This is a genomic window from Rhodococcus sp. T2V (assembly GCF_029269925.1).
GTDB classification, from domain to species: Bacteria; Actinomycetota; Actinomycetes; order Mycobacteriales; family Mycobacteriaceae; genus Rhodococcus_F; species Rhodococcus_F koreensis.
The window spans coordinates 1-20,249 of sequence record NZ_JARJBD010000135.1 but is presented as its reverse complement, the minus strand read 5'-3'; the positions used below and the strand labels follow the sequence as shown (position 1 = coordinate 20,249).

The window sequence follows — 20,249 nt, the reverse complement described above, 5'->3', positions numbered from 1 at the left end:
ACACCCTCCCCCTCCCCACCGACCGACCCCGACCCACCCACCGCACCCACCACGGGGCCTGGGTCGCGTTCCACATCGGCAGGGACCTGCACCGGTCACTGCTGAGAACGGCGCGGCTGAACAACTCGACGCTTTTCATGGCGATCCACGCGGTGTTCGCGGTCCTCCTCGCACGCCTCAGCGGCAGTTCCGACATCGTGATCGGCACCCCCGTCGCCGGCCGCCCCGATCCCCGGCTCGACCCCCTCGCCGGCATGTTCGTCAACACCCTCGCGCTTCGCACACCGGTCGACGGCTCCCGGTCGTTCACCGAGGTACTCGACGTCACCAGGGACGTCGACCTCGGCGCCTTCCTGCACGCCGACCTGCCCTTCGAGCGCGTCGTCGAGGCCGTCGATCCGGCGCGGTCGACCTCCCGCTCACCGCTGTTCCAGGTGTCTCTCGAGTTCGAGAGCGTCCAGCGACTCCAGATCACGCTGCCGGACCTGACCGTCACGGTCGCCGGGTACAGCCCGCCCGTCGTCAAGGTCGATCTCGAATTGGTGGTCGCCGAAACGTTCGACGAGTCCGGGGAGCCGGACGGGATCGCCGCCGGATTCACCTTCGCCACCGACATCTTCGACGCCGCGACCGTGCAGGGCTTCGCCGATCGTCTGATCCGTCTCCTCGGCGCGGTCGTCGCCGACCCGGACGTCCCGGTCGGAGACTTCACGCTCGGCGTCGAGGACGAGGACCCGTCGATCTCCGGACCGCCCGACCTGCCGGTGCGGATGTGGCCGGACCTGCTGGCCGAGGCGGCGGAGCGGCACGCCGACTGGGTGTCCGTGTCCGACGCCGGCCGCACTCTCACCTATCGGCAACTCGGCGAAGACTCCGCGCAATTCGCCCGGCTGCTCATCGCTCGGGGTGCAGTCTCAGAAGGGTTCGTCGCCCTGGCATTGCCGCGGTCGCTCGCGTGGGTCCGTGCCGTGTGGGCGGTCGCCCGCTCGGGTGCGGCGTCGGTACCCGTCGACCCGACGTATCCGCCCACCCGGATCGCCCACATGCTCACCGACTGCGGAGCGGTACTCGGCGTCACCGTCGCCCGGTATCGCGCACAGTTGCCGGACACGCTCGAGTGGCTGGTGCTCGATGATCCCGACTTCGAGACGCAGATGCGGCACCGTCCTGCGACGCCGGTGACCGACGTCGACCGCGCAGCTCCGCTGCGCCCGGACAACCCCGCCTACCTGATATACACGTCCGGATCCAACGGCACCCCGAAGGGGGTCGTGGTGTCGCATCGGGGTCTGGCGAACCTGTTCGAACAGGAACGTCACCACCTCCAGGTCACGCCCGATGCGCAGGTCTCGCATCTCGCGTCCCCCAGTTTCGACGCGTCGCTGTTCGAGTTGACGATGGCGTTCTGTGCGGGGGCCCGGGTCGTGCTCGTGCCCCCGCTGACCTATGGCGGGCCGGCGCTGGCCGAAATCCTCGCCGGTGAGCGGATCACCCACGCGTTCATCACCCCAACCGCGCTGGCATCACTGGACCCGACGGGACTCGACTCACTGCGGGTCCTCACCGTCGCCGGTGAACCATGCCCGGCGGACCTGGTCCGGCGGTGGGCGCCCGGCCGGCGCATGCTCGACCTGTACGGTCCGACCGAGACGACGATCTGGTCGCATGTCAGTGATCCACTGGCACCGGCCGAACCCGTCACCATCGGGCGCCCCGTTCGCGGGTTCACCGCCGCCGTCCTCGACGCCCGGCTGCATCCCGTACCCCCGGGCACCCCGGGTGAGCTGTACCTGGCAGGGTCCGGCCTGGCCCGCGGCTACCACGCTCGCCCGGCCACGACGGCGACTTGTTTCGTCGCCTGCCCGTTCGTCGCCCCGGGGTCACGGATGTACCGCACCGGTGACCTGGTACGGACCCGGCCCGACCGCACGCTCGAACACCTCGGGCGCACCGACTTCCAGATCAAGGTGCGCGGATTCCGGGTCGAGCCGGGCGAGGTCGACTCGATCCTGTTGGCGCGCCCGGACATCGGTTTCGCCGCTACCGTCGGGCGGGCCGGCCCGGACGGGGAACCGATACTCGTCACCTACGTCCGCGGTGCGCCCGGCTCGGACGTCGACGCGAGTGCGGTGCGCACGGCGTTGTCGATGCAGCTTCCGCGGTATCTGTTGCCCGCGGCGATCGTCGTACTCGACGCGGTGCCGCTCACGCCGGCGGGCAAGCTCGACCGCTCGGCCCTCCCGGAACCCGAGTTCGGCCCCCGCTCCGAGGAGTTCCGTGCCCCGTCCACGGCCGTGGAGCGAGCGGTCGTCGAGGCTTTCGCGGACGTCGTCGATACCGGCAAGTACCGCCCGATCGGAGTGGACGACGACTTCTTCGCACTCGGCGGCACCTCGCTGTCCGCGGTCCGCGTCGCCGCGGACCTGCAACGGCGACTGGGCCGCCCGGTGCCACTTCCGGCCCTCTTCCTCGACCCCACTCCCGCAGGCCTGGCGGCCCGCCTCGCGACCGAAGCTCTGCCCGCGTCCGCCGACGAAGCGCTCCGGGTTCTCGTGCCGCTGCACCGCAATGGTCGGCTTGCCCCGATGTTCTGCGTCCATGCCGGGATGGGCCTGGCGTGGGCGTACAGCGGGATGGCGCGCCATCTCTCACCGGACCGGCCCGTGTGGGGACTGCAGTTGCCGTCCCTCGGCGGCGGTCCCGAGTACGACTCGATCGAGGAACTCGCGCACCGCTACCTCGACGAGGTCCGCGCCGTCCAACCGGCGGGACCGTATCATCTGCTCGGCTGGTCGCTCGGTGGGCTGATCGCCCACGCCATGGCCATCGAGCTGCAGGACCGGGGTGAGAAGGTCGCGTCCCTCGTCCTCCTGGACAGCTACCCCGGCGACGAGACGGTCGATCCCGGATCGTTGGACGTCGGGGAGCTTCTGCGTGGTCTGGGAGTCGACGTCGCGTCGGGCGCGGATACCCGGTCTCTCACGTACTCCGACGCCAGCCGCCGCCTTGGCGAGGTCTACGGTCCCGCGGCCGCCCTGACGGCTGACCAGCTGCGGCGCATCGCCGAGGGATATGCCCGGTCGACCCTGCTATCGACGAGATTCGTCCCGAGAGCCTTTCGCGGGGACGCGCTCCTGCTCACCGCGGCGGACAGTCGCCTCGCCGGCAGCGCGCCATCCATCAGCGCCGGATGGAGGGACTCGATCACCGGCGCCGTGCAGATAGATCGCGTCGACTGCGCACACAACGACATGATGCAACCGGGGCCGGCACGGGCGATCGGGGTGATCGTCGAAACCTACGTGTCCGGTCGGGGCGGATAGAGCCGCGCCAGGGTGTCACAGATGCCGCGAATGCTCGGATGCCGGTACAGCTCCCGCATAGGCAGCGCCGGGAGGCCCAGCCGCCGCATCATGCTGTCGGCCTTGATGGCGCACAGGGAATTCCCGCCGAGTTCGAACAGGTTGTCGTCCGGGGAGACCGCGACGCCGAGCACCGACTCCCAGATGTCGACGAGACTGGCCTCGGTGCTGCGCGCTTCGCTGATCTCGGGCACCTCGTTCGGTGCGCGGAACGACGGTCGCCGCGCCGGCGGAGTGGGCTCGGGAAGCCGGGTGACGTCGAGCTTCCCGTTGACGGTGAGAGGTAACGCATCGACCACCGTGATGGTCCGCGGCACCATGTGGTCCGGTAGGAATCGTGCGGCTCGCCGCCGTATCGTCGGCACGATGGCCGAATCTTCTTCGGTGAGAACGACATAGGCATCGATCGCGAGCCCGGACGGGCCGTCTGGCCGCCCCGACGGCACCACGGCCGCTGCTGTCACCGCGGGATCGTCGAGGAGAACAGCGCGAACCTCGCCGAGTTCCACCCGGAAGCCCCGGATCTGTACCTGGGCGTCGAGTCGTCCGAGGTGCTCCAGGGCGCCGTCGTCGCGCATCCGGCCCCGATCACCCGTGCGGTATCGGCGCCGACCGCCGAGAGCAGCGACGAAGCGTCCTGCCGTCATCGCCGGACGATTCAGGTAGCCGAGCGAAACCCCGACGCCGCCGATGTAGATTTCGCCGGCCATCCCGCCGGGCAGAGGGCGACCGTACTCATCCGTCACCTGTATCTCCCATCCCGGCAGCGGCTTTCCCACGGTCTTCGAGTCGGTCAGCGCGTCCCGCCGCGTCACGGTGTGAGCTGTGGCGTGGACGGTGGATTCGGTCGTCCCGTACATGTTCACCAGTCGGCAGGAGGACTCCGGATACCGGTCGAGCCAGGGCAGCACGACACGAGGTTCGAGCGTTTCGCCCCCAAACACGACGAGCCGGAGCGAGTCCAGCGGCGCGAGGTCCTGGTCGGCCGCGACCAGAGGCACGAACGCCGATGGTGTCTGGCTGAGGACGGTGACGTGTTCCTCGGCGAGCAAGGTGTGGAATTCGACCGGCGACCGGGAGATCCAGTACGGCACGATGACGAGCCTGGCACCGGTCAGCAGTGCGCCCCAGATCTCCCACACCGAGAAGTCGAACGCAGGCGAGTGGAACATCGACCAGACGTCGTCGGAACCGAGCGCGAACTCGTCGGCGGTGGCTGCAAGGAGCGCCAGCACCGCGCCGTGCGGAACCGCGATGCCCTTCGGCCGACCAGTCGATCCCGACGTGTAGATCACGTAGGCCGGAGCAGCGCTGACGCCGACCGCGACGTCCGTGGCCGGGAATGCCGACATCTCGAGTTCCTGCAGTGTCACCGCCGATGCGCTCTCGCCCCATCCCCTCGCGTCGATGTCGGTCACGACCAGCCGAACTCGGGCATCGCTTGCTGTGTAGGCGAGACGATCCGGTGGATGTCGCACGTCCATCGGAACGAAGGCCGCACCGACGCGGAGCACCGCGAGCATCGTCACGATCAAATCGATCGACCGATCCAGGCAGATTCCGACGCGATCACCTGGCGCGACTCCTCGCTCGCGAAGGGCTCGCGCCACCCACCGCGACTGCTCGTCGAGCTCCGAGTACGTCACTGTCCGCCGACCGTGAGTGACAGCGACAGCGTCGGGTCGTGCCCGCGCGCGCATCGCAAACACGTCTTCGATCCTGCTCCCGAGCGTGGCCGCTGCGGCTCGCACGCCAACGCCCACGGACGACGCATCCTCGTCCGTGAATACGGAAGGCATCCGTTGCCGTGCACCGGTAGTCGGGCCGTGGAAACTGTGCACCACCTGCGCGACCTGACGGCCGAACCGGGCAGCGACGTGTTCGTCCACGGCCGCCGGGTCGGCGTACACCTCGAGCGTGGCCTGTCCGTCGGTGCCGACCACCGGGAGAAGCGTGATCGGGAACGGCGCGGACTGGCACGGGAGGTACGTGCGCGCGGGGTCGCACAGTACCGTGCCCAGCACACCGACCTGCGTTGCAGCCCTGCCTGCCGGATGACATGCCTCCGCGATGTCCAGCGGCCGGCGTCGATCCTCCTGGTGCAGAACGCCGTCAGCCTCGTCGAGAAGGTCGCGTGATGCGCGGGCTCTCGAGGTGTCGATCGACAAGCAGACGCACTTCTCGGATCCGCCGAGCACATTCCGCGGCCGGCTCCGATAGGTCGCCCACACCGGGACGGTCACCGAGTCGAGGCCGTCGTAGCGAGCGGTGACCACCGCCGCCGCAACGGCAACGTCCGTCGTCACGTCCCCGTCGCCTCGTTCCAGTGGTACCCCGGTGTGCAGCGGCCTCCCTTGCGAAGTACGCCGGGGCCGCGCGATGCGGCGACGGCGCGCGTACGCCAGCAGGGCACGACCGTCGACGTGACGGCGAATCGGCTTCGCCGTCACCGTGTCGGCGTCGACGGCACCCAGGAGGACGTCACACACGACGGCGAGTGCACCCGGGTCCAGGTCACGCCGGTCGGCCGCCACCACGAGGTCGGCGACGGCGTCGGCGTACTGCACCAGCACTACCCGGATCACCGGGCCGTCGACGGCCACCGGCCGGTGCACCTCGGCCTCGAGCCGTCGACACGCCTCCTCGGATCCGGACCCGGCGCGCACATTCTCCACCCACAACCGCGTCGGCCGCGCCCCCGGATCCCACCAGCAGCGGGATGCCGTATCCAGCGCAGCCGCAATAGTTTCCGGATTCACACCACACGGAACACGCACCGCCATCGCATGGCCGTACGACGTACGCGCCAGCCCAGCCCGACCCCAATGGGATTGGTGCATAAGCACGATCCTATCGAAGATCGGTCGTCGGAAGAAGCTTCCAGTGGCTCCCCCGGCAGGCCTTCAGCGGGCCGTAAAACCTCCGTCGACCGTGACCACCGTCCCGGTGACGTGCCGAGCGTCGTCCGAGGCGAGCCACCGCGCCGCGGCCGCCACGTCCTCCGGTTCTATGAGCGCATTGGTGGGCTGTGCCTGCACGAACACCGACTCGTGTTCCGCGACGTCGATGCCGAGCGAACGCGCGATCTCGGACAGCATCCGGCCCTCGAACTCCGGACTGTCCCGCACGGAACCCGGGCACAGGGCGTTCACTCGGACACCGCTCGGCGCGTAGTCGAGTGCGACCGCCTTGGTGAGGCCCACCACTCCGTGCTTGGCAGCGACGTATCCCGCGAACCGGCTGTATCCGACCAGGCCCGCGGTCGACGCGACGTTGATGATGCTCCCGCTCCGCTGGGTCATCATGATCCGGCCCGTTGCCGCGATGGCCCGCCACGCACCGGAGAGGTCGACGTCGATCATCAGCTGCCACTCGTCCTCGCCGATTTCGTGGGCGAGTTTCCCCGAGGGCGCGACGATTCCCGCGTTGTTGAGCAGGACGTCGACTCGGCCGAAGCGTTCGTGCGTCGCATCCACCGCGGTCCTGATCTCGTTGAGCGCACGGACGTCGACTGCCTGTGTCAACACTGAGACACCGTGCTCGCGGCAGAGTTCGGCGGTGTAGTCGAGCTGACTGCGAGAGCCGAGCGGATACGGCACCCCGGGCAGGTTCCGGGTGATGTCGACGAGCATCAGATCGGCACCGTCGGCGGCGAACGCGATGGCGCAGGCGCGGCCGATACCCCGTGCTGCTCCGGTGACGACCGCCGTCTTCCCGGTGAGGTCGCCGCTCATCGGAGGTCCGGCTCGGACAACTGGGCGGCGAGAAGTCGCACCAGTGCGTGCGGATGCTCGGTGAGGTACATGTGTCCGCCGTCGACCTCGAGCACCGACGTCGCGGCGGTGGTGGACGTGGCCCACTCGGCCACGGCCGCGGCACTGACCAGGTGATCCTCACGACCGCGCAGAGCGGTGATCGGGACATCCAAGGGCGGGTGCGGCGGCGGGCGGTAGTTCTCGTGCATCTCGACGTCGGCGCGAAGGACCGGAAGAAGCAGTTCGCGCAGTTCCGGGTTCTCCAGCGCCGGATGGGAATACCCGGCCAGGTCGTTGACCTGGCCGAGGAACTGTGCGTCCGCCAACGACGACGCCCGGATCTCCCGGACCGTCGCCGGCCCGGGCGACCCGCTCACGAACAATCTTTTCAGCGGGACACCGCCTTCCGCAGTCAGCCGGTGGGCGAGTTCGAAGGCGAGAACAGCACCCAAACTGTGCCCGAAGATCGCGACGCGGGACGCGCCCCGTCCCGCGGGAAGCACGCGGGGAACGAGATCGTTCACGGCCTGAGCCACCGTCGTGACGAGCGCCTCCGCGAACCGCTCTTCACGGCCGGGCAGCTGCACAGGGAGGATCTTCAGGCCTCGCGGCGCGAATCCCTGCCATTCACGGAAGAAGGAGGCACCCGACCCCGCGTACGGCAGGCACACCAGAGTCGTCGGCGGCTCCACCGCCTCACCTCCCTTTGTGCCGACATGAGGACGACCAATCCCCTTCGACCCTAGGCTGCCGACCTGACACCGGTTCGAGAATCGATCGCCTGCGTACGGTGGGGGCCGCACACACCCTCCCCGAGAAATCGTGATGAAGCAGTACCTGCTCGGCATCTACCAGCTCGAGAGCGGCACACCGCAACGACACCGTCCTGACGGACGGTGTCGTACACCGAGGCAACGGAGCACATCGGCGGGTTCACCGTCACCCAGGTGGCGGCCGACCTCGACGCCCGCACTCGAACGGTTGCCGCGTCGCTCCCCGCGAACCGATCTCGGCCACCGACCACCTCGTCTGTTCCCCGAGATGACGGTGGAGTTGCACAGCGGGACCAGGATCGCCAGCGAGAACGCCGTCCGCGGAGGGATCGGCGACGACCTCACGATACGTGTCACGAAACGATCGTTATCCTTTCTCGACACGCGTGTCGATGAGGTTCGGTGGCACGTCGATCCACGATCGGATGCCGACGGTGGCATGCCCCCACGGCGAGAGTCCTGCTCGGTCACGCTGGGTGAACGCGCAGATCCCGGCTGTAGGCGACGGTGACTGCGAGACCCTCCGATGCGGGGGTGTCCGGGATGCGGGGGTGTCCGGTTTGCTGCCTCGGGAAGCGAGGTCGATTCGATCATCCGCCGGATCGGGTGAGGCATGCGGCGTCGTCGCCGGGGCGAACCCGAGTTGGAGCCGGTTCGCTAGCTCCGGGAGGCGAGAGCATCCGCCGGCGGCGCACGCCGATCGTGCGGTGTGCGTGGGGAGGATCAACTTCGCCGCGGATGCGCGATTTCGGCGCCCCGGGAGTCCTGCGCGGCGGGCGGGACGCAGCAGTACGCGTGGAGAAGTCGCTGGGGACCGGCCTCGATTCGCCGGGTACGTTTCAGGGCCCCGTGGCGGTCGAGGCCGGCTCGACGCCACGGCGTGGGGACAGGTGTCGGGCGGGACACTGGGGCCTCGGTTGATCAAGGTCGTGGGGGTGGTGTGCGCTGAAATGCGTCGACGGCGCGTTCATCCGGCCGCGGCGCTTCCCGGATCCCAGGGGTGGGTCGTACGGATGTCGGCATTGAAGCCCTCGATCCGGCGCCGCAGGTTCAATTCGGTGTAGCCGATCGCTTGAGCGGCGAAGGGTTCGAGGAGTCGACCGAGAGCCTTTCCGGTCAGTCCACTGGGGAGTTGGTAGCTGAAGTCCACGGTCAGTTGAGTCTCGCCGACCCCGGTGGCGGTGAAGCGCCAGATCGAGGTGTTCCTGAAGCCGTCGATCGAGTCGAGGGCGATCAGTCGGTTTCTTTCCCAGGCGGTGATCGTGAGGATCGAATGGAGGGTTGTGAAGCCGACCTGCATGGCGGCGTCGAAGGTGGCGCCGAGGCCGTGGTCGAGGGTGCCCGTGGGATCGAATCGCGAGATGCCGAACACCCAGGTGGGGACGTTGCGGTAGTTGCCGATGAAGTCGAACGCGACGTCGATCGGCACGGTGGCGACCGCGCTGTGCTGGGTGTGCATCATTTTGTTCGCCTTTCGGTGTTGTTGCACCGGAACCGGGGGCTTGCAACGACCCGCGGATCGACTGTTCGATCGTTCAGCCGTCTCCTGAACGCCTCGTCCGGGCGCAGCACAACAAGGAGCGTGGTCTACCGGATCGGCACATCCAACGTCAGCGACCAGTTCGCCGCATAGTGTGGGCCCACCCGTCGTCGGAGCCAGCCCCGACACCGTTCCGTCGGTGCGGCGAACTTGTCAACATCAAACATACTCACAGTATGTTATTGGCGCAATAAAGTACTTGTGGTTTCTATATTCTCCAGACGCAGGTCTCTCGCTTCCGTTGACCGCGGCGCCGTGTTCGTCGGATTCGGCATCGAGTGGTCGTCACCTGTTGTGGTTGCCGCAGACGAGCTCTGGGGTTGTGGTCCATCCGTGGCCTTCGAGCCAGGTGAGGATTGGTTGTGGCAGTTCGACGCTGGCCTCGTCGGTGCCGGTGACCAGGGGGCCGTTGCCACATCGGCTACAGCTGATCACCAGGACGTGGCCGTGGGGCTAGCAGGGGGCGCAATGGTGTTGCTCGCGGACTCGGTGGCGGCCGTCGAGGTGCAGGCACCGCAACGTCTGGGTCTCCGGCAAGGCCGCTGCCGACCTCGAGGGCGACGGGGTGCAGTCCGCCTACATCTGCCCGGGGTACGTGTTGGCCTGCCAGGCAGACCGGACCAGTCCATGAGGTGCTCGGCGAGCCAGTGCAGTCGTTGGTGCCGCGACTCCCCGGTGCTCGTCGATGTCATCTGCAACACCGTCATCTGCGACATGTTCACCAGCACCTCGAGATCGCCCCGCTCGTCGGCGATCGCGCAGACAACCGCAGCGGCCTCCAGATAGTCCGCGAAGACACTCATATTGAAGAACACCCGCGTCACGCGGCTACGCCGCAGCGACGTCGGCCGGGCGAGTCAGATCGCCCACCATTATGTCCGCTCCCCACTCCCGCAGGGCATCGGCACCGCCGTCGTCGCGATGAACCATCGCCCGCACGGGTGCGCCGCGACCCAGGAGCAGCTCGGCGACCAGCCGACCGATACTGCTGTAGCCGCCCCCACTCCGGTCAACAGATACGGTGGCCGTTTATTCGTGATTGACTCCCGTTGTCTGCGTGACGCACTCAAACCCCGTCCCGCCTCGTTGATACCGAGATGCGCACGGTTGCCGCAGTCGGGCATCCTGGTTCTTCAGGTCGGCGCCACGACAGGTGGTTCTGGGGATGAGCGTGCACACCGGCCAGTCCCGCTCCCCTACAACGCTACGACCGGACGACACGCGTTGACCACCGAAGCAGTCGCCTGTGCAGTTTCTCGCACACCGGTGTGCAGGCGCGGAGGTCGTGGCGGCATTCCCGACCAGATTGATGGGAGTTCTCCGCCGAATTGTTCGAACATTTCGATTGCCGATGCTCCACCGACGACATCATGTTCCGGTGCGCGACCTGGTAGGAGCCGAGTTGGTCGGTGACCGGTACCCGCGGCCGACACCCTTGTTTCTTCAACAGTTTCCGGAAGAACGGAGTCGCAGCCCTACCGTCCCTGCGAGCGTGCACCAGGATATCGAGGACGGGTCCTATGCCGGTCGACGGCCCTCCACAAGCACCGGCGTGCCCCGTTGATCGTCAGAAACCTCGCCCAGCCCCACTCCTACAGACATCCCCGTGCCGTGCGGGTTCCATCGTCACGTCCGCGCCGGTCTGGTGGAATCGATGCTGATCGGAGGACACTTACAGGGTGTGTTCCGGTCGACCCCGACCCCCTGTGTGCCGGCGAGCCCGTGGGTTTCTTCGGTGGGTGGCGGGTGGGTCGTCGATCCGGTATCCATCCCGAGCTTCCGGAACATGCACCCACACAAGCGAATGCGAATCGGGCCCAGCCCGGGAACGGTGGTCGGTGATGGATGTGGAGCACCCGCGGTGCGCGGGAATCGATCTCCGAGACCGGCCAGGTGCGTGGGTCGATCCTTGTCGAGACGGATGCGACCGTCGGAGTGGTACCGGGAGGGCTCGAGCAATGTTGACACGATTCGCGGCGGTGGTCGCAGCGACGATCGGCCTTCTGGGGACCGTCCTCGTGGGTGTCGCGACGGCGGCGCCGCCGGTGGTGATGGGCGGCGGGACGGGGATCATCGTCAACGACGAATTACTCTGCTCTCTCACGACGATCGGGCACGACAATGCGGGACGGCTGGTCGGGTTGACGGCGGGGCACTGCGGTGCCGTCGGTGCGTCCGTGGTGGCGGAGACCGCGCAGGACAGTGGTGTGGTCGGCCGTTTCGTCGTGTCGAATCCGGCTCTCGACTACGCGGTGATCCAGTTCGATCCCCGCGAAGTGATTCCTGTCAACCGGGTCGGCAGCGTCACCATCACAGGGATCGGTGCACCGGCCGGGTTCCCGCAGGTGGCGTGCAAGGAGGGCCGCACCACCGGCAACACCTGCGGCATCGTGTACGGGGACCTGCTCGGTACCGGGGAGACCTGGACGCAGGTATGCGTCGTCGAAGGTGATTCGGGCGCACCGGTTGTCGTCGGCACCACGCTGGTGGCGATGGTCAACGCCTACCTCGTCGCATCGTGCGTGGGCCCGGAGGTCGGCACCAACATCAGTTCGATCGTCGCCGACATGAACGCAACGGGCGGGTACGGCGCCGGCTACCGGCCCATATGAGCCTGAATCCGTTGATGATTGACCTCAGAAGGCCCCCGCCAGCGAATCTGAGCGTGGGTGTGTGCGTATCAACCAGAGAGCCAGTCGCATTGTTGGATCCTCGGGTCGGACCACGTGGCACAACCGCGAGGGGAGCATCCGACTGGAGGTCACCCTCTCAGCCGGAACGGCTACACACCGAACCCTGGCGCGGTTCTGCAGCGATCGTCCGTGGGGCGCGGCGACGAAGGGTTCAGGTCACCCGTCCCGGGTTCGTGGTGAAGAGCCGCGACAGCACCGACGCAGCGGTACAGGGAGTCGGCTCGGGTGGCCTCGGCAGATCGGGTTGGCCGAGACCGAATGTGCCGGTGCTCTCCGGGTCCTATGCTCAACGGTGGAAGACTGTCTTGCCTTGTCGGGTTCACATTGTCCGGTTCATTTCGATTGGCTTGGGCGCTCACCGTGACGGTGCACTGATCGCGTGGTCGACGGGTGCTGCAGGCCAACGCGGCGCCGGTAGCGTGCGCGCGAGCGTCGGGGCGGATGCGGCGCGATGGTGGTCTGCGCGCTCGCCGTCGGGCTGGCCGCGGCCTGCAGCTCATCGGCGAACCACACGCCGGCCACCAATTCCTCGACGCCGGTCGGCAGCCGCCGAATCCGGCACCAATTCGGGCCCGGACGCGGCGGCGACGATCACCATCGAGGGCTTCCGCTTCGCCACCCCATGGGGTTGGGCCCGGCGCGCAGGTCACCGTCAACATCGAGGACACCGTCGAGCACAGCGTCACGGCCGACCGGGGCGACGACTTCGGTCGGGACGTCGACGGCGGCGGCACCGCCGTGTTCACGGCCCCCACACGGTCGGGGGCCTACCCGTTCCACTGCGCGTACCATCCTCACGTGCAGGGTGTACTCATGGTCGTGGCGTTACACCGTGGACAAAGTGAGAGCACGACGGCCGGTCCGTCGGGGTAGACCTGGTGCTGTGCTGGTCGCCGGACAGTCACGCGGGTCGAGACCGCGGAGTCGGTAAATCCGTCCGTCAGGCGGGGATCGGGGCGATCCCGGCAGCTGAACGCCGCGTTCGACACCATTCCTGGGTTCGACAGCGCTGATGGGTTTGCCGGTTTCTTTCGTGGCCGCGAACAGCACCGATAGCCTCACCCGGTCGCAGCCGTTGTGCGGGATGGGCGATCACCCGCCGACGACGATGTATCCCTCGGTGGCCGAAGCGGAGCCGCCACTTCCGTTGGCGGAATTGTCGCTGCTGCCGGAGCTACAGCCTGCCAGTGCGAGAGATGCCGCACCGAGCACCGCGGCCGCCCGCACGAGGGTCCGTTAAGTCATCCAAACTCTCCTTAGATCACCTGTGTGCGGGCGCCACCCGAGTCGGCGTTCGCTGTGGGTCAACACGCTGCGCCGATCGCGGGCCTCGACTCGGGGAGCGACCGGGTTGCGCTCGGTGCGACACCCGTCGGGACGTGGAAAATTGAATCGACCGCCCGGTGAGGCCGTCACTGCGCGCGCGGCTCGAGTTCGACTGAGATTGGTGTTGCGTTCTGCGTCGCGAAATGGAATCTGACCAGCCCCAACCCGGTACGGTCATCGAGCATGATCGGGCCCTGGGACACCGTCATCAGATCGCGGAGCCCCACACCGGCGCTGGGTTAATCGTCATGACGACGGAGAATCTGTCCGCGTCGTCGCATGCCCGGTATGTGATACCGAGAACCCCCTCGGTCCCATCAAGGATGGATGCTGCCCAGTCCCGGATGATCCGGTAGCCGACGGGGTCGCATTTCGTCCGCTGTCGTCGGTGTCCTTGCGGTGTCACCGCTCCGGCGATCGGTAGCCCGACGTGCGGTGCCCGGGCGTCCTTGTGTGAGAGTGCCCGCGGCGCGGTCGAGTCCGATGCGTTCGGGGCGGGAGAGTCGGGTTGATCACCCGAGGACAGGGTCAGCTCCCAGCTGCGGCGGTCCGCGATGGAGTCGTAGGTGTGGTGTGTCCACCGCCGGCAGTCTTCGGCGCCGCGCTGATGGGTGATCGTGATCCGTCGCGGCCACAGGTCGGGCGCCTTGCGGGCGGTGTCGTCGATCGGCCCGAACTCGAGGGAGACGTGACGATCGCGATCGGCCGTCGGGGTGACGGTGATGCGGCCGGGTTCGCGGCGCATCTCGGCCGGCGCCCAGTATCGCGGTGATGACGTCGGCGAGTTCGGTGACGGACGTCGCCCCGATCACGTCGATGTAGTCCTGCCCGTAGATCTCGGGTCCTCGTCTCTTCGCGGACCGCGGGGGTCTCCACCGCATCGCTGACGGCGTGGAAGCGCCGCATCGCGTGCCGTTCACCCCCACTGTCGACTCATTGTGAGGATTGGGTTAACTCGTTGCCGGGCGGCACCGGAGGGCAGATCCGCGCGGTAGCGTGAGCTGTACGGCTTGTGAGCTGCGGGCGCCGTGGCTCACGCAACCCCGATACCGCTCATGCCAGCTCAGTTCCCTCGATGCGCAGTTACTCGACGCCGAGACCTCGACGACCTTCACCCATGTCGGGGCCCTGAGTGTCCTGGGCCCCACGACGCCGGGAGGTGGGCTCGCGGCCACGGATCTGCGGGCGCTGGTCGGTAGCCGATTGCACCTGGTGGGGCCGCTGCGGTGGCGGCTGCAGGAAGTACCCCTCGGTCTCGACCTGCCTTACTGGGTGGACTCGGAGTCCCTCGATCTCGGCTACCACGTCCGGGAGGCCACCCTGCCCGGCCCGGGCACCGACGAGCAGCTCGCCGAACAGATCGCCCGTCTCGCAGCACGCCCCCTCAACCGCAACAAGCCCCTGTGGGAGTGCTGGCTGGTCCACGGTCTCACCGGCGGCCGGCAAGCGATCTACACCAAGGTGCACCCCGCGGTGATCGACGGTCTGACCGTGGCTCAGGCCCTCGCGGTGCTGATGGACACCAGCCCGCGACCCCGCGTGGTGCCGCACCGCTTCAGCGACGAGCAGTACCAGGCGGCGGGCGTCCTGGGAATGGTCGGCAAGAGCGTATGGCATCTGGGAACCCTGCCCACCCAGCTGCTGTGGTCCTCGCTCGAGATGGCCCCGCACCTGCCCGAACTCGCCGGCACCAGCACCGTTCCCGGCGCGGGCATGCTCACTCGAAGGTTGGCCCGGTTCGCGCAACGGTGGTTGCCCCCGGCGCCACCGCCCGCGGCACCGACCCCGCCCGAGACCCCGTTCAACGGCCCGGTCACGGCCAACCGGCGTTTCGCGTTCACCTCACTGCCGCTCGGCGAGGTCGCCGCGGTGGGGGCCGCGTTGGGGTTCACCGTCGACGACGTGGTGACGGCGCTGTGCACCACCGTGTTGCGCCGCTGGCTGATCGACCACGACGCCCTGCCCGGCACGGCGCTGGCCGCGGCCATGCCGGTCTCGGTGCGCACCGAGACCGGACCGTTCGCGACCGCCCGCACCCGGCTGTCCCTGGTCCCCGTCGCGCTGCCCACCGATGACGACGACCCGGCCCGGCGCCTGTAGAGGGTGCACACCTCGCTGACCGCGGCGCCCCGGCGTCTCCGCTCGGCACCCGCCACGGTCGTGCGTGACTTCGGCGCCCGGCTGCCGCAGGCGGTGCGTGGGCTGATCTCGCGCACACCGCTGCGCGCACTGACCACCCCCACACCACCGGTCAACCTGGTCATCTCCCACGCCGTCGGCCCCGCGCGGCCGGTGTACGCCGCGGGCGCCGAGGTGACCGGGAACTTTCCCGTCTCCGCGGTCACCGACCACGCCGGCATCACCATCGCCGCGATGTCCTACGACCGGCACCTCGATGTCGGAGTCCTCGCCTGCCGCGAACTGGTTCCCGACGTGTGGAACGTGACCGGGCAGCTGCACGAGGCCCTCGCCGAACTGACCGCATGCACACGCAACGTCCGACACCTGCGCCCCCGCCGCCCCCCTCGGTGACTGGCGGCGAGGTCGGCGGCGCGTCATCAGGCACGGTGACACCCATCACTCGATCCCACTCCCGCGATCCGCTGGGGCGGTCAAAGCGCGGGCGGCGCCCTGGGACACCAACCGGCGGGCGGTGTGCTTGACATGGGTGCGTTTGGCCTCCCCCACCACACGGGCGCGGCCGTTGCGGTTCGCGCCGAGCGCCGCCTGCTGATCCGGGATGTACGGGAGCCGGGTGCGGTCGAGGTGGGCGAACACTATCCGCTGGGTTGATAAGATCCGCTACCCGCCGCAACGATGACTGTCTTTCACCCTTGGATCTTGCGCCCATTTACCCCCGCACCCCACCCCCTGACGGAACACAATTCCTCTACCGACCAGCTCTTTTGCTCCCACTCCCTCACTCCCCACCCTCTGTGCCCACGATCGGCGACGACCGAGTGACTCAACTTCGGAGCGGGCGCGCCGGCGGGTAGAACCACTGGCACCGGGCCCATCCGGGGGAGCCGGACCCACAACGCGGCACAACCGCACGAGGCGATCCGGGGCGATCTGACACCCGCCATCGGCCGTGCACGTTCGGATCGGCGTACACCCCCGGGGAATCGGGCGCACGGACAGGAACGACAGCGGTACCCCAAGCAGCGACCTGCACTCCCCCGCACGGGGCAGGTGCGCGGAGGGCACCGGCGTAGCTCGGCCGCGTCACCACCGCGCGCGCCGTCCCGGTTGCGAGTGTCTGCAGCACCTCTCGGGTGGCATCGAACCTGATCTGTTTGTCGATGACACCGGCCATTTCTCGACTTCCACGGGGTGTTCGCTGTGGCCCCACCAATGGACCAGCGCGTGTTGCCCCAACCACTCCCGACTCCAGTTATCAGGGCCATCCCGTCCGCCCGCCTCAGCACGGCCCGCCCGCATCGCGCTGTTCCCGAGGAAATGCCCAGGAAGTGGAGACAGATCGCGGTGGCAATATCGTGAGACACATGAGAAACGCGCAGGTCGCAGCGTCTCAAAGTCACCGGCAGCGAGACCCTACCGCCCCGTTAGGGGGCACCCGCACGGTGACCTCGCCCCCGGCCGGCGACCAGGCACGGTCAGCACCAGCCCAAGGACTGTGTTGCCTCCGACGTCGAGTAACCCCTAGTCGCACATGACCGGTACCGGGTCTACCGTCGGGACTTGTGACAGCACGTAAAGCAGGGCGTGCACACAAGATGACGCCCAGCCCCGAGGTTCCGCTCGACTTCGCCGGCGGGATCCTCACCGTCTAATAACGCGACATTGAGGTTAACGGTCCGCGGGACCCTCAGGGGTTTCAGCGGGCAGGGTCAGCGAGAGCAGCTGGACCCGTTGGGGCCCCCGCGGAGTGGTGTAGATGACGGTGTCACCGGGCCGATGCCCGGCGAGGGCCAGGCCCAGCGGGCTGTCGGCGGTCACGGTGCTCTCGTCGCCCCCGGCAATCTCCTCGGTGATCGATACGATCCTCACCCCGGTGACCGTGGTGTCGGCGAACCGCAGGGACAACTCTGTTCCCACGGGGAGCGTGTCCGCGGTGCCCGTCGTCGAGCGATCACCCTCGAGCCAGGCGCCCAGTTCCGCGATCCGATCGTCGACCACCGCCAGTGCATCACCGCGCTCCAATGCGTCGGCGTCGTCGGCGCTGTCACCAACCCGGTCACGCTCGGCGAGCTCGGCCGCCATCCGCTCCCGACGCGCACGAAGCTCTGCCATCTGGTCGGCGACGCGGCCACGCGCCAGCGCCGGTTCGCCCTCATCGCGGCTGTTCAATCTCGCCCCTGCCGTCGGCGGTATTTGGCTGTGGCCTTGTGGATGACATGTACTCCAGTCATTGGCCGTCCTCTGCCCCGAACCTACCGGGGTCAACGCGGTCGGATCAACGCTGCACGGCCTCGGTGGCGGGCAACGGCGTCGTAGGCGCCGAGGATCAACGCGGCAACCGACCGGCTCGAGTGGCGGTTTCGATGGCAACGCGAGAGCTCGAGTTGCAGCGCATTGCCGAGGTCGCTACCGGTCTCGGCGACGGCGGCATTGCACAGGCACGGTGTCCCGGTTCGGGACTCGACGAGGAGGAACTCCTCCTCGACACCGATCGTGGGAAGGGCGTCCGCCGAGCTGCCGCAGGGAAAACAGGAAATACCCAGGTTCGTCGACACCGTGGATGCCATCGTGCGCTCCTGCCCGACATGTGCCGATTCGATCGCGTCCCCCTCCAGCAAACCTGGCACCACACTCACCGACCCACAGGTAGCACCGGCGACACGTGCGATCGCGGCCGAATCCGGGCCGCACGGCCGGCGGGTCGATCACCGGAAAGGCTCGGCAAGCTCGGCCGGTGGGTACTCGGCCCAAGTACGCCCGAGGGCAGGGTCGGCGAGCGTGATCACGGACCCCACAGAGGTCGGCGATCTCGGCAGTTTCGGCGAAGCTGTTCATGCACCACGCATTCGACTCCTGGCTGGAACGAGAGTTCCCGATCGTTGAGTTCGAACGCTATACCGATGACGGCGGGGTCGTGCATTGCGTGACCGAGTGGCAGGCCAGAAACGTGCTGGCCGCGTCGGAAACACGATGGAGCAAGTCGCGCTGCAACTGCATCCGACCAAAACGACGATGTGTACTGCAAGGACCGCACGTGGTTCCTCGATTATGAGAACACCAAGTTCACGTTCCTCGGGTACACGTTTCGAGCCAGGAAGGCCCCGACGCGGGACCAGTCGAGCATGTTCTCGAGGCCGACCGGGCCGAACGCGCCTTCGGCGCGGTCGAGCCGGAGACCTGGCTCGTCGCCCGCAGCCTGGAGGCCCGCTGGGAGGCCAAGCTCGCCGCCCTGGCCGAGGCCGAGCACGCCCTGGCAACAGCCAAAGGACACGCTGCCGCCGCTGCCCGGCCGGGCCGGTGGAACTCGAACGACTGTGGCCTCCGGTCGCCGCTTGCCGCCACCGCCAGCGGCCAGTATCGGAAAGGGCGCCCTCACTCATCCACCGAGAGCTCGGGGAACTACGCCGACCTCCAATCCACAAGCTCACTCACACGCGCACCATCGCGTCGCACCCACCGGGTATCGATCATTGCTCCCGATCGCACGGGCGGACCTGCGCTTCAAGTCAACGGCAAAAAGGTGTGCAATGGATCCATGGACACCAAGGAACCTTCGCCCCTCGACCGTCGCCGGATAGCCCGGAAGGCCTTGGAGGCTCTCGGCGTTGGGCGCAGTGATCACGCGATCGTTCGTGTCACATGCCCGGCCAGTCATCGCGTGGCCACCGTGTATCGAACCGACGAGGGCCCCGTGATCGTGGCCGGCGGTGGTCCCGGCGCCCACGGCTCACGCGACCGTGTCGATACCGCGCATCACGGCGACCGACTCGGCTCCGAGTATGTCGACATGCTCGAGTCCACCAGGTTCGAGGACGACGAAGTGCCGGCCCGGTGCGCGTGCGGTTCGAGGACCCTGTCGAGGGCCGAGTTGAAGCGTGCGGTCGAAACGCATACCCACGCCCTCGCGGTCCCGTAACCCACCGAGCACACACCACGTGCATGCCGAGCGGGGCAACTCAATTCGCGTGTGCCGCCAGATCTGCGCTCGCCCGAGAACAGCCGGTTTCGATGAAACTCTTCGGGCGACTGTGACAGCACGTCCTTGAATCGGCAAACGCACCAAGCCCGGAGATGGCGATGCAGAGCTGGTCGGCAACGGCGGGGTCGGCTACCGCGGCGATGAACAACTCCATGTCGCAATAGCCCGCGCGTGATACGACGCACGGGACATGCAATCACCTGTCCGGGTCGTCGTCGGCTTCGTCGTCGAATACCTCGTCCTCGATCATGGCCGGCCATGTGTCCCCGTCCGCAGGTCGATCCGCCCACCCCCGTAGACAGCGTCGACCTCGAGCAGCGCGGAGAATTGCTCGAGGTCGACCGGGAGAGGCCGGAGCACCCCCAAGCGGCCCGTGCGTACTGCGCACCTTGAACTCGAACCACTCCCCATCCTCCGGGACACCCCGGCGGGCGACCGCGGTCCCGACGCGCGCACCAGCGACGCCAACTCGATCGACAGCGCCGACATGTTTCGGTCCGAGCAATTCCACGAGATGACCGGCCAACCGCACCACCGGTTGGGCGCGACCACCGATATCCGACACCACGCCCACCGAATACTGCGCCGACGGCAGGCGCACACCGACAGCTCGTCGGTGGACGGGAGCGATGAACCAGGACAGTCGGATTCGGCGCCGACCACTCCGCCACCGCGACCG

The 20,249-nt window shown here is 68.0% G+C and carries 14 protein-coding genes and 2 pseudogenes; 7 read left to right on the top strand and 9 right to left on the bottom strand.

From position 1 onward, the window contains the following. On the top strand, window positions 1-3,323 hold a 3,323-nt coding region (locus tag P3H15_RS49150; protein ID WP_276143994.1), incomplete at its 5' end, for an amino acid adenylation domain-containing protein. Here P3H15_RS49150 and P3H15_RS49145 read toward each other — a convergent pair. The 4 genes from P3H15_RS49145 to P3H15_RS49130 form a co-directional block, all read right to left on the bottom strand. Beyond that, a complete protein-coding gene (locus P3H15_RS49145; protein WP_346348876.1) occupies window positions 3,299-6,037 on the bottom strand; it encodes a non-ribosomal peptide synthetase in 2,739 nt (912 codons plus the stop codon). The two genes, P3H15_RS49150 and P3H15_RS49145, sit on opposite strands and share 25 nt — an antisense overlap. A 228-nt stretch (window positions 6,038-6,265) precedes the next feature. Further along, a complete protein-coding gene (locus P3H15_RS49140) occupies window positions 6,266-7,096 on the bottom strand; it encodes an SDR family oxidoreductase (RefSeq protein WP_276143992.1) in 831 nt (276 codons plus the stop codon). After that, window positions 7,093-7,809 carry a thioesterase II family protein gene (locus P3H15_RS49135; RefSeq protein WP_276143991.1) on the bottom strand — a complete coding sequence of 239 codons (717 nt, stop codon included), beginning with the start codon at window positions 7,807-7,809 and terminating at the stop codon, window positions 7,093-7,095. The genes P3H15_RS49140 and P3H15_RS49135 overlap by 4 nt, the downstream gene beginning before the upstream one ends. Before the next feature lie 1,048 nt (window positions 7,810-8,857). After that, the gene (locus P3H15_RS49130; RefSeq protein WP_276143990.1) at window positions 8,858-9,352 is read right to left on the bottom strand and encodes an SRPBCC family protein; all 495 of its coding nucleotides are present in this window, start codon (window positions 9,350-9,352) and stop codon (window positions 8,858-8,860) included. 637 nt (window positions 9,353-9,989) lie between these two features. On the opposite strand from P3H15_RS49130, the pseudogene P3H15_RS49125 reads away from it, so the two are divergent. After that, a pseudogene (locus tag P3H15_RS49125) lies at window positions 9,990-10,061 on the top strand (hypothetical protein); the annotation flags it as partial. 573 nt (window positions 10,062-10,634) lie between these two features. Here the strand turns inward: P3H15_RS49125 and P3H15_RS49120 are convergent. Then, window positions 10,635-10,928, bottom strand: a complete 294-nt coding sequence (locus P3H15_RS49120) for a DDE-type integrase/transposase/recombinase (protein ID WP_346348875.1) — start codon at window positions 10,926-10,928, stop codon at window positions 10,635-10,637. Between the two features lie 460 nt (window positions 10,929-11,388). Between P3H15_RS49120 and P3H15_RS49115 the strand changes: the two genes are divergently transcribed. Continuing rightward, window positions 11,389-12,042: a serine protease gene (locus P3H15_RS49115; RefSeq protein WP_276143989.1), complete on the top strand. Its 654-nt coding sequence runs from the start codon at window positions 11,389-11,391 to the stop codon at window positions 12,040-12,042. Window positions 12,043-13,657: 1,615 nt separating this feature from the next. On the opposite strand, the gene P3H15_RS49110 is transcribed toward P3H15_RS49115, so the two are convergent. After that, window positions 13,658-14,194, bottom strand: coding sequence for a hypothetical protein (locus tag P3H15_RS49110; protein WP_276143988.1), 537 nt, complete (start codon window positions 14,192-14,194; stop codon window positions 13,658-13,660). A gap of 251 nt (window positions 14,195-14,445) precedes the next feature. On the opposite strand from P3H15_RS49110, the gene P3H15_RS49105 reads away from it, so the two are divergent. Both P3H15_RS49105 and P3H15_RS49100 read left to right on the top strand, forming a co-directional pair. Further along, entirely contained in the window at window positions 14,446-15,549 is a 1,104-nt protein-coding gene (locus P3H15_RS49105) for a wax ester/triacylglycerol synthase domain-containing protein (RefSeq protein ID WP_276143987.1), read from the top strand. Window positions 15,550-15,552: 3 nt separating this feature from the next. Beyond that, window positions 15,553-15,981 (top strand): WS/DGAT domain-containing protein, encoded by a 429-nt coding sequence (locus P3H15_RS49100; RefSeq protein ID WP_276143986.1) that lies wholly within the window; start codon window positions 15,553-15,555, stop codon window positions 15,979-15,981. Window positions 15,982-16,026: 45 nt separating this feature from the next. Here the strand turns inward: P3H15_RS49100 and P3H15_RS49095 are convergent, their stop codons facing one another. The 3 genes and pseudogenes from P3H15_RS49095 to P3H15_RS49085 all read right to left on the bottom strand — a co-directional run. Continuing rightward, entirely contained in the window at window positions 16,027-16,227 is a 201-nt protein-coding gene (locus P3H15_RS49095; protein ID WP_276143985.1) for a hypothetical protein, read from the bottom strand. A gap of 1,032 nt (window positions 16,228-17,259) precedes the next feature. Further along, the gene (locus P3H15_RS49090; RefSeq protein WP_276143984.1) at window positions 17,260-17,760 is read right to left on the bottom strand and encodes a GreA/GreB family elongation factor; all 501 of its coding nucleotides are present in this window, start codon (window positions 17,758-17,760) and stop codon (window positions 17,260-17,262) included. Between the two features lie 197 nt (window positions 17,761-17,957). Further along, window positions 17,958-18,158 (bottom strand): annotated as a pseudogene (locus P3H15_RS49085) (carboxylate--amine ligase); the annotation flags it as partial. 1,100 nt (window positions 18,159-19,258) lie between these two features. Between P3H15_RS49085 and P3H15_RS49080 the strand changes: the two are divergent. Together P3H15_RS49080 and P3H15_RS49075 are read left to right on the top strand one after the other, a co-directional pair. Next, on the top strand, window positions 19,259-19,507 hold the full coding sequence (locus P3H15_RS49080) for a hypothetical protein (protein ID WP_241031607.1): 249 nt from the start codon (window positions 19,259-19,261) through the stop codon (window positions 19,505-19,507). A gap of 436 nt (window positions 19,508-19,943) precedes the next feature. After that, window positions 19,944-20,249 (top strand): hypothetical protein (locus P3H15_RS49075; RefSeq protein ID WP_276143983.1); only part of this gene is annotated, 306 nt, incomplete at its 3' end.

Bases quoted from the DNA above. Each gene is read 5' to 3' on its own strand.
- P3H15_RS49130 (WP_276143990.1), bottom strand. From the start codon at position 9,352: ATGATGCACACCCAGCACAGCGCGGTCGCCACCGTGCCGATCGACGTC.
- P3H15_RS49115 (WP_276143989.1), top strand. From the start codon at position 11,389: ATGTTGACACGATTCGCGGCGGTGGTCGCAGCGACGATCGGCCTTCTG.
- P3H15_RS49140 (WP_276143992.1), bottom strand. From the start codon at position 7,096: ATGAGCGGCGACCTCACCGGGAAGACGGCGGTCGTCACCGGAGCAGCA.
- P3H15_RS49110 (WP_276143988.1), bottom strand. From the start codon at position 14,194: ATGCGCCGCGAACCCGGCCGCATCACCGTCACCCCGACGGCCGATCGC.